General features: G+C 46.0%; 13 protein-coding genes. 7 read left to right on the top strand and 6 right to left on the bottom strand.

Annotated elements, in window-relative coordinates; all coding sequences use genetic code 11:
* The first annotated feature begins 2 nt into the window (after positions 1-2).
* On the top strand, positions 3-920 hold the full coding sequence (locus AC23N5_RS20600) for a diacylglycerol/lipid kinase family protein (RefSeq protein WP_487757058.1): 918 nt from the start codon (positions 3-5) through the stop codon (positions 918-920).
* 34 nt (positions 921-954) lie between these two features.
* Here the strand turns inward: AC23N5_RS20600 and AC23N5_RS20595 are convergent, their stop codons facing one another.
* Positions 955-2,412, bottom strand: coding sequence for an aminotransferase-like domain-containing protein (locus AC23N5_RS20595; RefSeq protein WP_487757057.1), 1,458 nt, complete (start codon positions 2,410-2,412; stop codon positions 955-957).
* Between the two features lie 127 nt (positions 2,413-2,539).
* On the bottom strand, positions 2,540-3,970 hold the full coding sequence (locus AC23N5_RS20590; protein ID WP_487757056.1) for an amidohydrolase: 1,431 nt from the start codon (positions 3,968-3,970) through the stop codon (positions 2,540-2,542).
* Positions 3,971-4,068: 98 nt separating this feature from the next.
* On the opposite strand from AC23N5_RS20590, the gene AC23N5_RS20585 reads away from it, so the two are divergent.
* The 5 genes from AC23N5_RS20585 to AC23N5_RS20565 all read left to right on the top strand — a co-directional run bounded on the left by AC23N5_RS20585 (position 4,069) and on the right by AC23N5_RS20565 (position 8,309).
* A complete protein-coding gene (locus AC23N5_RS20585) occupies positions 4,069-4,707 on the top strand; it encodes a pyridoxamine 5'-phosphate oxidase family protein (protein ID WP_183971328.1) in 639 nt (212 codons plus the stop codon).
* The gene (locus tag AC23N5_RS20580; protein ID WP_183971327.1) at positions 4,704-5,225 is read left to right on the top strand and encodes a DinB family protein; all 522 of its coding nucleotides are present in this window, start codon (positions 4,704-4,706) and stop codon (positions 5,223-5,225) included. The genes AC23N5_RS20585 and AC23N5_RS20580 overlap by 4 nt, the downstream gene beginning before the upstream one ends.
* 18 nt (positions 5,226-5,243) lie before the next feature.
* The gene (locus tag AC23N5_RS20575) at positions 5,244-5,549 is read left to right on the top strand and encodes a cupin domain-containing protein (RefSeq protein ID WP_487757055.1); all 306 of its coding nucleotides are present in this window, start codon (positions 5,244-5,246) and stop codon (positions 5,547-5,549) included.
* Positions 5,550-5,762: 213 nt separating this feature from the next.
* Positions 5,763-7,391: a M1 family metallopeptidase gene (locus tag AC23N5_RS20570; protein WP_487757054.1), complete on the top strand. Its 1,629-nt coding sequence runs from the start codon at positions 5,763-5,765 to the stop codon at positions 7,389-7,391.
* 24 nt (positions 7,392-7,415) lie between these two features.
* A complete protein-coding gene (locus tag AC23N5_RS20565) occupies positions 7,416-8,309 on the top strand; it encodes a glycosyltransferase family 2 protein (RefSeq protein WP_183971324.1) in 894 nt (297 codons plus the stop codon).
* Between the two features lie 174 nt (positions 8,310-8,483).
* Here the strand turns inward: AC23N5_RS20565 and AC23N5_RS20560 are convergent, their stop codons facing one another.
* Positions 8,484-9,002, bottom strand: coding sequence for a hypothetical protein (locus tag AC23N5_RS20560; RefSeq protein ID WP_487757053.1), 519 nt, complete (start codon positions 9,000-9,002; stop codon positions 8,484-8,486).
* 96 nt (positions 9,003-9,098) lie between these two features.
* On the opposite strand from AC23N5_RS20560, the gene metG reads away from it, so the two are divergent.
* A complete protein-coding gene (gene metG / locus AC23N5_RS20555; protein ID WP_487757052.1) occupies positions 9,099-11,156 on the top strand; it encodes a methionine--tRNA ligase in 2,058 nt (685 codons plus the stop codon).
* 174 nt (positions 11,157-11,330) lie between these two features.
* Here the strand turns inward: metG and AC23N5_RS20550 are convergent, their stop codons facing one another.
* From AC23N5_RS20550 to AC23N5_RS20540, 3 genes are all read right to left on the bottom strand, one after another.
* Complete coding sequence (locus AC23N5_RS20550) at positions 11,331-12,389, bottom strand: alpha/beta hydrolase family protein (protein WP_487757051.1); 1,059 nt, start codon at positions 12,387-12,389, stop codon at positions 11,331-11,333.
* Positions 12,390-12,726: 337 nt separating this feature from the next.
* Positions 12,727-14,097: a TrpB-like pyridoxal phosphate-dependent enzyme gene (locus AC23N5_RS20545; RefSeq protein ID WP_122929166.1), complete on the bottom strand. Its 1,371-nt coding sequence runs from the start codon at positions 14,095-14,097 to the stop codon at positions 12,727-12,729.
* 356 nt (positions 14,098-14,453) lie between these two features.
* Positions 14,454-15,086, bottom strand: a complete 633-nt coding sequence (locus tag AC23N5_RS20540; RefSeq protein ID WP_487757050.1) for a transposase — start codon at positions 15,084-15,086, stop codon at positions 14,454-14,456.
* Positions 15,087-15,133 lie beyond the last annotated feature (47 nt).

The raw sequence follows: 15,133 nt of genomic DNA, 5'->3' as shown, positions 1-15,133 counted from the left end.
CCATGAACTACACCACTATCTATTTCATTGTCAATGGCTCAAAAAAAGCCAGCCAACGTATCATACCTGAAATTACAAATACCTTTGCCGCTTATCCAATAAGCGTTCAACTTACGAACTATAGCGGTCATGCTGCAATGTTGGCAGAAGAAGCTGTGCAATCGGGTGCCTTGGTTATAATCAGCGTTGGAGGTGACGGAACGCTCAATGAAGTAATCAATGGAATTATGAAAGGCTGTGCCAAAAGCGGACTTGATTCCCGTACCGTCGCACTGGGCGTTCTTGCGACGGGTTCAGGTAATGATTTTGTTAAAAGTTTAGCCAAAAAACATACCTTAAACTCATTACTAGAAGCTATTCAGGATTCCAATAACACATTGGTCGATGTTGGAAAAGCTGAATTTTTAACAGTAGATGGCCAACCGACTCATCGTTATTTTATCAATATCGCCGATGTTGGCATTGGTGGCGTGATTGCTGAAAAACTAAGCCGATACCAACGTTGGCTTGGCGCTAATTTTACGTACCAACGGGCGATTTTGGCTACCTTTTTGAGTTATACTCCCCAATGGCTGTTAGTCCGCACCCCTGCGGAAGAAATAGCTACCCCCATGATGAGCTTAGTAGTGGCCAATGGGAAATACTTTGGTAGTGGCCTTGGGATAGCCCCCAGCGCCCTCCTCAACGATGGTCTGCTGGAAGTAGTAATGCTCAAAAACATCACGGTCATCGACTACTTGCGTCACCTACCTACCATCCGTAAGTGCCGCCCTATACAACATCCCCAAGTGAGTTATTCATCTGCTAAATCCATTCAAATTGACACCCAAAAACCGTTACCTATTGATATGGACGGAGAGTTTGTAGGCGTCACCCCCGTTGTTTTTACCGTGTTGAAAGAAGCCATTTCAGTGATTTAACCCCCAAACGACTAACACCCAGCGATGTTGGGCATCAAAGGTTTCGCTTCATTACCTCCACGCATCTCACTAATTCTTCCTCTCTCGACGACGCAAACCCTAAGCGTGTGCCGTTGAGGGTTGGGTGAAGGTGTTTTCCGTTGGAAAAAAAGAGATCGTGTTTGAGACAACGTTCCGCAAATTGTTCTAGGTCAATACTTTTATCAAACAACGTCCAAATCGCCATCCCACCGTCGGGAAGTTGAAACTGTACGTAATCGCTCAATTCGTTTTGAAGTAGTTCGGCAAAGACATCCCGCCGTTTGCGGTATTCTTTCAGCGATTTACGAAGGTGCCGCTCAATCACCCCGCTTTGAAGGAGCTCGGCCACCGTATTTTCCAGCATCAAATCTCCCTGTCGGTCGATGATCCGCCGCAGGCGTGCCAAATGTGCAATGACGTCCTCTGGCCCCACCAAATACCCCACCCGAAAGGCGGGCGAAATGGCTTTGGTAAACGACCCACAATACAGCACCATGCCCGCGCGGTCGGCACTTGCCAGCGGCAGCAGCGGTTTGCTCAAGTAGTGAAAATCATAGTCATAATCGTCTTCAAAGACAATAAAACCGTATTTTTCCGCCAATTTCAGTAAATTCAATCGGCGGTCGGCGCGCAGGGTGACGGTCGTTGGGTAATCGTGGTGCGAGGTCACATAAACCAAACGAACTGTTTTTTGTTGGCATAGTTTTTCCAGTTCTTCTACCACTAGACCGTATTCATCCACCTCAATTTGCTCAATGTGCGCGCCCGCTTGGACAAAATTGGTGGTAGCCGTTCCCCAACTCATTTTTCCCGTCACGACCACGTCGCCGCGCTGTACCAAACCCGCGCTCGCCAAGTGGATGCCCATGACCGTACCACGGGTAATCAGGATGTTTTCGGGCGTAATTTTAAGTCCACGTGTTTCGTTCAAATACGACGAAAGTTCTTGTCGCAACCAACCAGACCCTTTGGTATCACCGTAGCCCAATTTTACGTACTGATTCCCCAGCAGCAATTGACTTCGATACACACGGCTTAGTTCGGCGAGTGGTGCCAAACGTGGATCAGGAAAACCATCGTCCAAATGCAAGGCATACCCCGACGTCAACACATCGCGACGTAAATGCGGTGGCTGGGCAAAAGTAAACCCCGCTTTTTTGGCAGGATTCACTTTTTCGAGCGTCTGTTTGCTCAGTTTTTGGGGTTCAACTTCGGGTAAAGTTTCAACCACGTACGTCCCGCTCCCTGTTTTGCTTTCTAACCAGCCTTGCACCAACAGTTCATCGTAGGCTTGCACGACCGTTTTGCGATGAATATCAAGCAGTTCTGCCAACGAGCGAGTACCAATTAGTTTCTGTCCCGCCCGCAGCTCGCCCGTCCGAATCAACTGAATCAGCTGATTGGCCAATTGCAAATACGCTGGTTGCTTGGCGTTTTTGTCGATGGATAATTGTAACTGAGAAACAAGCATTTTTCGAGTGACGAATTTTTTGAATGACGAGTGACGAATTTTTTGAATGACGAATAGACCGAATGACGAAAAAAAAGTTCGTCATTCGTCACTCGAAGTATTCGTCATTCAAAGATTCATCATTCTCTTAATCTCTATAATTAAGGGCTGGTTTGCGGTCGCCGACCAAGGCTTTATAGGTAAAATCAGCCCCACGGCGTTTTTCAAATTCGGCTTTGGCTTCCGAGATTATTTTTTCGTTTTGGAATAAATCAATGGCCGTCGTTGCCAACGCTTTGGCCGCAATCACCATTCCTTTTCGTCCAATGCTCGTGCCCCCCGCCGCTACTGCTTGCCAACTGTGGGCAGGCGTACCTGGCACCCACGTAGCCGTGCGCAAACCAACAGTTGGCACCGCCCAGCTCACATCACCTACGTCCGTTGAGGCACTGCTTAGTCCCTCGTTGGCCAATGGTTCAATCGTTTCAACTGAACTTAGCTCCCGAATCCCCATTCCTTGCGTTTTGCTGATTTCTTCGGCATATTTCAATTCCTCGGCCGTATATTTCATTCCTCCAATGCCTTTCAAATTTTCGTGCATCAACTGCGACAAAACATCGTTGGGCAAAATTTCGTGTACGCCTCCAATGATTTCTTCTTCCACCGTCGTGCCCGTGGCCAACGCCGCCCCTTGGGCCGCTTTTTGTACGCGTTCCCAAATTGACGCCACGTATTGACGACTTGGGTGGCGAACGTAATAATACACTTCGGCAAAATCAGGAACAACGTTTGGCGCTTTGCCGCCGTTGGTAATCACGTAATGGATTCGGGTAGCCGACGGAATGTGTTCTCGCATCATATTGACGGCATAATTCATCACCTCTACCCCATCCAAAGCCGAGCGACCGCGGTCAGGGGCAGCCGCAGCGTGCGACGAAATGCCTTTGAAACGGAATTTGGCCGATTTGTTCGCCAACGACGACGACGAACTTGCGCTGTTGCTATCGCCTGGGTGCCAGTGCAGTACCACGTCCACGTCTTTAAACAAACCATCGCGTACCATATATACTTTTCCCGACCCACCTTCTTCGGCAGGTGTACCGTAAAACCGAATCGTTCCTTTGTGTCCTGATTGCACCAACCAGTTTTTAATGGCAACCACCGACGCCAACGAACCTACCCCAAACAGGTGGTGCCCGCAAGCATGCCCTGCAATACCTCCGATTGATTTTTTGATGGGAATTGAATCTTGTGACAAGCCTGGCAAGGCATCAAATTCACCCAAAATACCAATCACAGGTTTACCTTCGCCAAAACTCGCTACAAAAGCCGTAGGCATATCTGCCACGGCCGACTGTACCTTAAAACCTTCCTTGCGAAGCTGGTCTTGTAAAATGGCCGAGCTTTTGACTTCTTGGTACCCTACTTCGGCAAACGTCCAGATTTGCTTAGAGAGCACACCGTACTGCTTTTCTTTTTGGTTAATTTCCTTGATAACACTTTCGTGGGCTTTGTTGGGAACTTGCGCAAAGGCCGTACTGATCCCCGCTAAAAACACCCATAGGTTTTTGGTTTTCATCGTTTGTTTAGGTTAAAAAGTGGACTACTTACTTTATTAAAAGTGGACACGTATAGCAATCCAGTAAAGATATACTTTTGTCAAAAAAAAACCAACCCATGCAGCCAACTCCCCGCACAACTCCAAGTCGTTTGGCCAAACGCGCTCAGTACGACGAAGAAACCGTTTATTCGATTTTGGATGAATCGATGTTTTGTACCGTAAGTTTTACCATCGACGGGCAGCCTTTTGCCCTCCCCACGGCATTTGCCCGCTACGAAGACCGTATTTATCTTCACGGGTCGGTGGGGAGTCATTTTATTCGAGAACTAGAAAAAGGCATTCCTGTTTGTATTTCGGTCATGCTGACAGATGCCTTGGTGGTGGCCAAATCGGCCTTTCATCATTCGGTCAATTATCGTTCGGTCGTGGTTTTTTCCAACGCCGAAAAAGTAGAAGATACTACCCTTAAATGGGAGGCTCTCCGTTGGATTACGGAGAAAATTGTCCCCAATAGTTGGGAGTACCTACGCCCCATGACGGAGAGCGAAGTTCGTAAAACCACCGTTTTGTCGTTTCCCATCGTAGAAGCCTCGGCCAAATTGCGTACAGGGATGCCCAAAGACGACGAAGAAGACCAAGAACTGCCGATTTGGTCGGGGCTGATTCCCCTTCGTACCGTTCGTGAAACTCCCGTGGGGGATGAATTCAGTAAAAATGTATCTTTACCCGAACATTTAACTCACCTACCTTCATGAAACGTTCCGACATCCAACACATGCCCCAGTTTTTTGATCGTTACATCCTACTTGTTGACGACATTGACATCATCGACGGTCTGGAGGCAACAGCTGGCCTTTATCACGCGCCCGAAATCAAAGAAAAACTGGAAGCACTTGGCGACCAAGTCTATGCACCTGGCAAATGGACGGCCAAGGACATCATCCAACATTTGATTGATAACGAGCGCATTATGTCTTATCGAGCGATGCGTTTTGCCCGCAATGACAAAACAAGCCTTCCAGGATACGACGAAGAATTGTTTGGGGCCAACACCACCGCTAACCAACGCACGTTGGACGATTTGCTGGATGAATTTGCCGTAGTTCGTCAGTCAACCATCGCACTTTTTAAAAGTTTCAGCGACGAGATGTTTCACCGTTCGGGCGTTAGTTTTAACCAGCAAATTTCTCCCTTAGCTTTAGGATTTGTGTTGATTGGCCACCCCATTCACCACTTACGAGTGTTGGAAGAGCGTTATTTTCCGTTGATTTAAGGTTCACTTACTACCATCATGTTCGCAAACAAAATTAGCTTGGCAGAAGCTTCTCAAAAACTCACTCAACACTCCGAGGAATTTATCTCGTTGTTTCGGCGTAGCAACTTAGAAGTGGAACTTTACAAGCCTCACCTTGTGGACAAACAAACTCCCCACGACCGCGACGAAGCTTACATCATCGCATCAGGGAGCGCAACGTTTGAGTTAGAAGGAAATGTGACCGAAGTAGAAACGGGCGATTTTTTGTTTGTACCTGCCTACGCAGCCCACAAATTCACTCGTTTTTCAGAAGATTTTTCGACTTGGGTGCTATTTTTTTAAAAACTTTGAAAAAAAATAAAAAAAAATTGTGACCTTGTATTCGACCTATAGTCTAAGCTATAGAGTTTTTCATAACGTTGAGTAAAGGTTAAAAATCCGAGTGGGCTTCCCGCTCGGATTTTTTTTTGCCCTACAAACTGGTATTATTGCTTTATCAAAAGCATTTTTCATCCCAAACTGGATTCCTAAGCAAACTACAAGCACTCTTCTACCATGAAAATTTTTCGTCTAGCTCTGCTATTTTCTATTTTTTCCCTCACCCTTTACGCCCAAAAATACACCTTCACGCACGACGATACGCTGCGGGGCAGCATTACCAAAGAACGTGCTTGGTGGGATTTGCAGTTTTATCACCTCAATACCCGCATCAACCCTGCCGATAGTACGATTGGAGGCAGTGTAACTGTTCGCTACAAAGTAATTCAGCCGTCACAAGTCCTTCAAATCGACCTGCAACGCCCCCTAACGATTTCTAAAATTACCCAAGATGGTCAGGAGCTCACCTACAAGCGCGACGGAGACGCTTTTTTTGTCACGTTGGTAAAACCCCAAAAAACCAATGCCCAAGAAGAAATCACGGTGTATTATGGCGGACGGCCACGCATCGCGAAACGTGCGCCGTGGGATGGTGGTTTTTCTTGGAAACGCGACCAAAACGGACAGCCTTTTGTCGCGACCTCATGCCAAGGCTTGGGAGCGAGTGTGTGGTGGCCTTGCAAAGACCACATGTACGATGAGCCCGACAGCATGAAAATCAGCATTACGGTGCCGCCAGGTCTGACGGATGTTTCCAACGGGCGTTTAAGTAGTGTTTCCAACAACGCCGACGGGTGGCGCACTTTTCATTGGTATGTCCAAAATCCAATCAACAACTACGGCGTAAACGTAAATATCGGCAACTACGTCAGTTGGACCGACACCTTTGAAGGCGAAAAAGGCAAGCTCGACCTGTCGTTTTATGCACTACCCGAAAACGTAGAAAAAGCCAAAGTACAGTTTCAACAAGTCAAACCAATGCTCAAAGCGTTTGAACACTGGTTTGGGCCGTATCCGTTTTATGAAGATGGGTTTAAACTCGTCGAAGTCCCCTATTTAGGCATGGAACACCAAAGCTCCGTGACGTACGGCAACGGCTATCAAAACGGCTACCTTGGCCGCGACCTTTCGGCTACGGGTTGGGGATTAAAATGGGATTTTATCATTATCCACGAGTCGGGGCACGAGTGGTTTGCAAATAATATTACCTACAAAGACGTGGCCGACATGTGGATTCATGAAAGTTTTACAAATTATTCAGAAAACTTATACACTGAGTATCAACACGGTAAGCAAGCAGGAGCAGAATATGTGATTGGTTGTCGAAAATTAATTCGCAACGACAAACCGATTATTGGCGTATATGGTGTTAATCACAGTGGCTCGGGCGATATGTACTACAAAGGCGGAAACATGCTCCATACCATTCGACAAATTGTGAACGACGACGAGAAGTGGCGCGGCATCTTGCGCGGATTGAATAAGACGTTTTACCACCAGACCGTTACGTCACCACAAATTGAAGAGTATATGAGCGCACAAGCGGGCGTAAACCTGTCAAAAGTGTTTGACCAGTACCTCCGCGATGTTCGCATTCCAACGTTAGAGTACAAACTCGAAGGTAAACAGCTTTCGTATCGCTGGAGCAATTGCGTAGCAGGTTTTGAGATGCCAGTAAAATTGAAAATTGGCGATAATTGGAAGACACTACAGCCAACTTCTGATTGGAAAACACTCAAAGCATCTAAGGCAAGCGCTGTGATGATAGACCCTAATTTTTATGTAGAAATAAGAAAATTAGAATAAATCATTACACCATTCTTACGACGTATGCACATCCATTATGAACAACACTCGGATGGAGAAAAACCACTTTTCTCCATCCTCATTCCTACTTGGAATAATCTTTCGCTGGTCAAACTTTGCGTTGAGAGCATCCGCAAAAACTCCACTTACAACCACCAGATTATTCTCCACATCAACGACGGCTCCGACGGCACTGTGGCATGGGCCAAACAACAACAGCTTGACTTCACCCAAACGGCCGAAAATGTCGGAATTTGCGTTGCTTGCAATGCCGCTTTTACGCTTTCCAAAGCCGACTACATCGTTTATATCAACGACGATATGTACGTGTGCCCCGAATGGGACAAGCGACTTTTTCGGGCAGTGACGGATTATGGAAGCGACGATTTTTACTTTTCATCGACCATGATTGAACGGGTAGCAGCCAACAGCGGCAACGTATCATCACCCCACAACTATGGCGATAGCGTCGAAAACTTTAAGGAGGAACAATTGCTGAAAGAATGGTCCAGTTTGATTATTCCCGACTGGCAGGGCGCCAATTATCCCCCAAGCATCATGCACCGACGGATGTGGAATTTGATTGGCGGCTTCAGCGTCGAATTTAGTCCTGGCATGTATTCCGACCCTGATATTTGTAGAAAACTTTGGGCCGTAGGAGTACGTAATTTTAGAGGTATCGGCGATAGCCTTGTCTATCACTTTATGTCGAAAAGCGTATCACGCATCAAAAAGAACGACGGTAGCAAGCAGTTTTACCAAAAGTGGCGAATCTCAGCCCGCACGTTTTTTGATTATTACCTTCAGTTTCAGCGCTCAACCCAAAACGCTTATTACAAAGGTATTCTGAGCGAACCCGCCGAAAGTACCGCGCTTCGTTTCAAACGTACCCGCGACAAAATAAAGTACTGGTTTTAAGTGCAGCGGGGTACTAGGTGTGCTGCGGGGTACTCATACCTCGCTGAGTAACCTACGCAAATAGGTTGTCGGGGTATTGTACTGTGCAGCGGGGTACTCATACCCCGCTGAGTAACCTGTGCAAATAGGTCGTCGGGGTATGAGTACCCCGACGCACGCCACGCAGCACGTACCTTAAAAACTTGGTGTTTTGTCATTCAAGAGTGTGGTATCCACTACGCTGCCCGTGCGAGGAGCACCTGCTTCAATCCACCGCCGCACAAACTCAATTTGTCCTTTATAAAGCGCTTTACCGTTGAGCGGCATGGGATTTCCGTAACTTAATCCGCTGTGGTGACCACTGTCTCCCCAAACCAGTTTATGATAAAAAAGACTTTGCAGCGAAAAATAAGGCGTCACTAACTTTAGTTTATCAATGCGCGCATTGGCGTTTTTAGGGTCTTTGTTGACCAAAAAATCATACGTTTTTCCCTTGGCCAACACCAAACCGTGCTGCGCAAACGTGCTTTCCTGCTCCGACGCATGACAGCCCGCAGTGGCACAAGTGGGCGTCAAAATACGGTCTTGAAGCAAATCAAACGACGCTGCTTGAGGTACGGAAACGGGCGTTTCTTTGGGCGTGCAGCCCTCCAGCGAGAGTCCCAACGCCAATATGCTTACTGCCCAGTACAACTGTTGTCTAAAATTTTTCATGGTTAACTCAAAATTGGCACTGCATCAAAGTTAAACAATTCTCCATTCCCACGCTATTTTACTATTTTTGCAGCCTCAAATTTGATTTATTATCCCATGAGTAAGAAATACACCGTTACGGCGGCCCTCATTTACGCCAACGGCCCTATCCATATTGGTCACTTAGCAGGTTGTTATGTCCCTGCCGATATTTACGTGCGGTACTTACGTGCCAAAGGTGCCAATGTAGCTTTTGTAAGCGGTACCGACGAACACGGTGTCCCCATCACCATCCGTGCAAAAAAAGAGGGAATTACGCCCCAAGAAGTGGTCGATAAGTACTATACGCAAATCAAACAATCGTTTGCTGATTTTGGGATTTCGTTCGATGTTTACTCTCGCACGAGCCTGCCTGTTCACCACAGCACATCGCAAGAGTTTTTTAAGACCATTTACGACAAAGACGGCTTTGTAGAAGAAACCAGCGAGCAGTATTACGACGAAGTAGCGCAGCAGTTTTTGGCCGACCGCTATATCGTTGGAACGTGTCCCGTTTGTGCCAATCCTAACGCCTACGGTGACCAATGCGAACGCTGCGGAACCGCCCTCAGTCCGATGGAATTGAAAGAACCACATTCGACACTTTCGGGCTCAAAACCTGTCTTAAAATCGACCAAAAACTGGTACTTACCTTTGGACAAAATGCAACCCGACGTAGAAAAATACATAGGAAGCCATACCGAATGGAAAACCAACGTATTTGGTCAGTGTCAGTCGTGGTTGAAAGAAGGTCTTCGGCCCCGTGCCATGACCCGCGACCTAGATTGGGGCATCAAAGTACCCCTTGCCGATACCGACGGAAAAGTGCTTTACGTGTGGTTTGAGGCGCCGATTGGGTACATTTCGGCCACCAAAGATTGGTTGATTCAGCAGAACGGCACCGACGCAGGCTGGGAGTCGTGGTGGAAAAAGTCGGACAACGAAGAGACGAAGCTGATTCACTTTATTGGCAAAGACAACATCGTGTTTCACTGCATCATTTTCCCCGCTACACTCATGGCGATGGGAGGCGAGTATTTGTTGCCCGACAATGTTCCTGCCAACGAATTTATGAATTTGGAAGGCGATAAAATTTCAACTTCTCGCAACTGGGCCGTTTGGTTGCACGAATATTTAGAAGAACTTCCTGATAAACAAGACGTTCTGCGTTACGTATTGACCGCCAATGCCCCCGAAACCAAAGACAGCGAGTTTACGTGGAAAGACTTCCAAACCCGCAATAACAGCGAGTTGGTCGCGATTTACGGCAATTTTGTCAACCGTGCCGTTGTCTTAACGCACAAATACTGCAACGGTAGCGTTCCTGCCTTGGGTGAGTTAACGGATTTTGACCGTGAAACGCTCGCATCGTTGGCCGAGCTCCCCGTCAAGATTGGGGATGCCCTCGAAAACTATCGTTTCCGCGAAGGCTTGGCATTGTTGATGGATTTGGCACGTTTGGGCAACAAGTATTTGGCCGAAACCCAACCTTGGCAAGTCATTAAAACCGACGCCGAGCGCGTAAACACCATCATGCACATTGCGCTTCAGATTGCCGCCAACTTGGCCATCGTGAGCGAGCCTTTCTTGCCATTTACCGCCGAAAAGCTACGCAATCAACTGTCGCTCAGCCACCAACAGTGGGCAGAAGCGGGCAGAAGCGACCTGTTGGCAGAAGGCCAAGCCGTTGGAGAAGCTTTCTTATTGTTTGAAAAAATCGAGGACTCGGTCATCGAAAAACAAGTACAAAAACTGCACGACGCAAAGAAAATGAACGAATTAGCGACCAAATCCGTCCCTGAGCTCAAACCAACGGTTCAGTTCGACGATTTTGCCAAATTAGACCTTCGCATCGGTACCATTTTGGAAGCCAAACGCGTTCCTAAAAGTGATAAGTTATTGAAGTTTTTGGTGGACGATGGTTTTGAAAAACGCACGATTCTGAGCGGAATTGCCAAACATTTTTCACCCGAAGAAATGATTGGTCGCCAAGTGACGTTCATCGCCAACCTCGCCCCTCGCAAAATCATGGGACAAGAATCTAACGGGATGATTCTCATGGCCGAAGACCGCGACGGCAGCCTATCGCTGCTCCAACCCCACAAAGAAGTGTGGTCAGGAGCTTCAATTTCATAACTTGCTTCAAGCCTGATTCTACAAAGTGAGCGGCTGACCTTTTGGGTCAGCCGCTCACTTTATAAAAGGACCAATAAAACGTAGTGTTTCTCCTCTTCCAAACGCTTACAGGCGTTTTATAGCTTGGCATTTAGCGACTATGAAGGCGATGTTATTGATGTTAGTTTTTTATTTTTAGAGCACTACTTTTCTTAACCATTCCGACATTGTATCAAAATATCCATCACATGGTGGTTGGTATTTATTACTGTTTTCAATAGTTTCTTTCATACCACCTGTTTTACAACTTTTAAGGTTATGGTTACAATCAGGATAAGTCTTTATTGTTAGCTTAGCTTTCGTTTTTTTTCCTATTGTTTCTTTATAGAAGGCAATCGTTTGTCTCCAATTAATATTAGCATCTTTTTCTCCAAAAATTGCTAGTACAGGGCATTGAACTTTCATAAGCGTTTGCCGAAAATTGGGAACGTATATCATTAGCCCTGTTTTTCTGTCAAACTTATGATGTTCACTTATAAATTGTTTCTGCTTGGACAAATAGGACTCTTCGGTTTCTGAAGAATTGTTTAAAAAAATCCAAAAAGAATCCTTCCTTAGATTCTGAGTCGCTTTTTGATACTCAGCAAATGCTCCACCTTTTCTAAATATATCATTACCTCTTTGCCATTCTGAAACCAATAGTTGTATTTCAGTTTCACTTCTGCCGTCAATTCTAAGATTTGTTTCAAGCAAGTAGCCAAAATTTTCTTTATCATCTGTTCCACTCACCGAAATCCAATAGGCAATTTTTGGATATTCTTGAATTACCAAAGGGCAAATCCATCCTGCACGGCTAATCCCCCAAAGTCCAATATTTGTAGCCCCTGCAATATTTTTACTTTCTATTTCTTTAATTGCAGAAAGCACCTCATCGGCACTACTTTGTACTGTTTGATTTACGTCAAATTCACCTTCACTTTTTCCACAACCAGGTTTATCCCAAATAACACAAGCAAGTCCAAGTTTTACAAAGTTTGAGCGTAAATCGTAATACCAATTTCCTTCTACAATATTACTTTTTCCGTAACCTTGAACAATTAAAATTACTGAAGCGGGCTTTTGTCCAATTGGTAAATCCAGAAGTCCACTAAGTTTTTTACCATTATGAATAAACTCAAAACTTTCTGTTTTAATCTGTCCAGATGCTGAGTTATAAACGAACAGAATCAGGATAATGAAGGATCGTAATGCCATAGTTTTTCTCGTTTGCTACATAATTTTTCTATTAGAACTATCCTACTAAAACTACTAACAACGAGCGAATGGACGCCGCTCTAACATTTTGAAACACACAGTTCTGAGTAGCCCCCGATAGGGAGAGCATCACGCTTATACTGTCTATTTGCAAGACTTCGAACCTAGCTTGGCAATAGAAAGGCTAGAAGCCTGCAAATAAGGGCCACAAACGAGACGTTCGCGCCATCGAAGGCTGGGTGCTTTTTAACGTAACTTGCAGAAAAACAAACCAATAAAAAGCGAGAGGCTATCCTTTGGGGACAACCTCTCACTTTTTATAACTACCTGATTTTTATTAGGCCATTGGATAACCCTCTAGTTCTTTCAAGCCCGATTTCAATTCGTCGTCGGTCAAGAAATGGTCGGAGAGTTTACCGTCGAAATAGTCCATGTAAGCCTGCATATCCAAGAAACCGTGGCCGCAAAGATTGAACAAAATCGTCTCTGATTTGCCTTCTTCTTTGCAACGCTGCGCTTCTCTAAATACCTGCGCGATGCCGTGCGTGGCTTCGGGCGCGGGGATAATTCCTTCGGCTTTGGCAAAAGCCACCCCTGCCTCAAAACACTCCAACTGCTGAATGGCATTGGCTTCGATGAGGCCGTCTTTCAACAACTGCGAACACAATACCGACGCCCCGTGGTAACGCAAACCGCCCGCGTGAATGGCCGCAGGGCGGAAGTTGTGGCCCAAGGTGTACATCGGCAACAACGGCGTAAACCCAGCCGAATCGCCAAAGTCGTAGCGGAATTCACCCTTGGTAAGCTTAGGACACGAAGCAGGCTCCACCGCAATGGCGCGCACGTTTTTACCTTCGGTGATATTTTTGTGCAAAAACGGGAACGAAATCCCCGCAAAGTTGGAGCCACCACCCAGCGGCGCAATGACGACGTCGGGATAATCGCCTGCTTTTTCCATCTGTACCAAACACTCTTGGCCAATGATGGTTTGGTGCATCAACACGTGGTTCAGTACGCTTCCGAGGGCGTATTTACAGTTTTCGTCCTGAACGGCACACTCAATCGCCTCCGAAATAGCAATTCCCAAGCTTCCTGGCGTATCGGGATATTGTTCCAAAATCTTCCGTCCCGACTGCGTTAGCTCCGAAGGAGAAGGAAAAATTTTGGCACCAAACGATTCGATAAGGGCTTTACGATATGGTTTTTGGTTGTAGCTGATACGCACCTGAAACACTTCGCACTCGATACCAAACATCTGACACGCAATGGCCAAGGCCGTTCCCCACTGCCCTGCGCCTGTTTCGGTCGTGATGCGTTTTACGCCTTCCATCTTATTGTAGTACGCCTGCGCCACGGCGGTGTTGGTTTTGTGGCTACCCGATGGACTTACGCCTTCGTATTTGTAGTAGATTTTTGCGGGCGTGTCCAGCATTTTTTCCAAGCGATGCGCACGGAACATGGGCGTTGGACGCCACAGCTTGTAGATTTCGCGTACTTCTTCGGGGATTTCGATGTATCTTTCTTGGGATACTTCTTGCTTAATCAGCTCCATCGGGAACAACGGAGCCAAATCGCCTGGCCCTACGGGCTGCTTGGTAGCGGGGTGCAATGGCGGCAGCGGCTTGTTGGGCATATCTGCCTGAATGTTGTACCAATGTCTTGGAATCTCGTCTTCGGTGAGTAAGATTTTGTGTTGCTTTTCCGACATGATTTAAGGAATTAACGTGATTAGGAATATTAACCTTTAAACTTAAAAAGGATTTTCCCGACCTGCAATGACCTTTGTCGAAAAGTTTTATCGAGACCTTCCCGAAAGTTTCAGAACTTTCGGGAAGGTACCTACATAGCGCTATCAATGTCCAAAATTGAAACTTCCCCGCTATCTTTCAGCCTTTACCTTTCCGAAAGCTTTAGAGCTTTCGGAAAGATGCAGTTCTAAGCTAAAGCTCCCCCTCGTCTAGACATTTTTTTGAAATCGGCATTTGGGCATGAGACTTGGCAACCTTCCCGAAAGTTTTAGAACTTTCGGGAAGGTACAGACTTTCGGTAAGATGCAGTTCTAAGCTAAAACTCGCCCTCGTCTAAGCATTTTTTTGAAATCGGCATTTGGTTATGAAACTGAACAAACTCATTGATTCCCCCAAAGTATTCCAACACTTCGTCTCGTTTTAGGTTAGTCGGTTTCACACTTTTCAGCGCATGGTAAGAAGAAAACTCCCACCTATCCATGGAGTTGACAAAACCATGATGAATGGGATTAGCATGAATATAATGAATCAATTGTACCAAATAGTCTTCGTTGTCAACCTCTCGTCGCTTGAAATTTGGCATAAATAAACTGCCCATTCTGTTTTGCTGGCGATTAAACGCTTGAGAGTATGAACTGTAAAGATTACCAAACGCTCGACTTATAAAAGCAGGCCAGTTCACTTCTTTGGTCACTGAATTGTACGGCGTATTTTTCGCTCCCCATGCTATTTTCAACTCATGTTCTTCCTTGATTCGTACTAAAAAATGTAAGTGATTAGGCAATAAACAATACGCGTAGGTATCCAGAATTGGATTCATGAAAAAGGCATAACGTTGTAGAAAAAACTGATAATTGCCTCTGTTTGCAAACAAATTATCTCGGCCATTGGCGTGATTAAAGACATGATAGCAGGTACCAGGAACAAGTGGAATTTCGTAATTTTTCATTTTACAACTCCTTTAGGGTCAACAATAATTCACCTACGATTAGACTT

It is taken from the genome of Runella sp. R5_40, from assembly GCF_057652295.1.
Note: the sequence above shows the minus strand (reverse complement) of the source record. Positions and strands in the feature narration are given on the sequence as shown.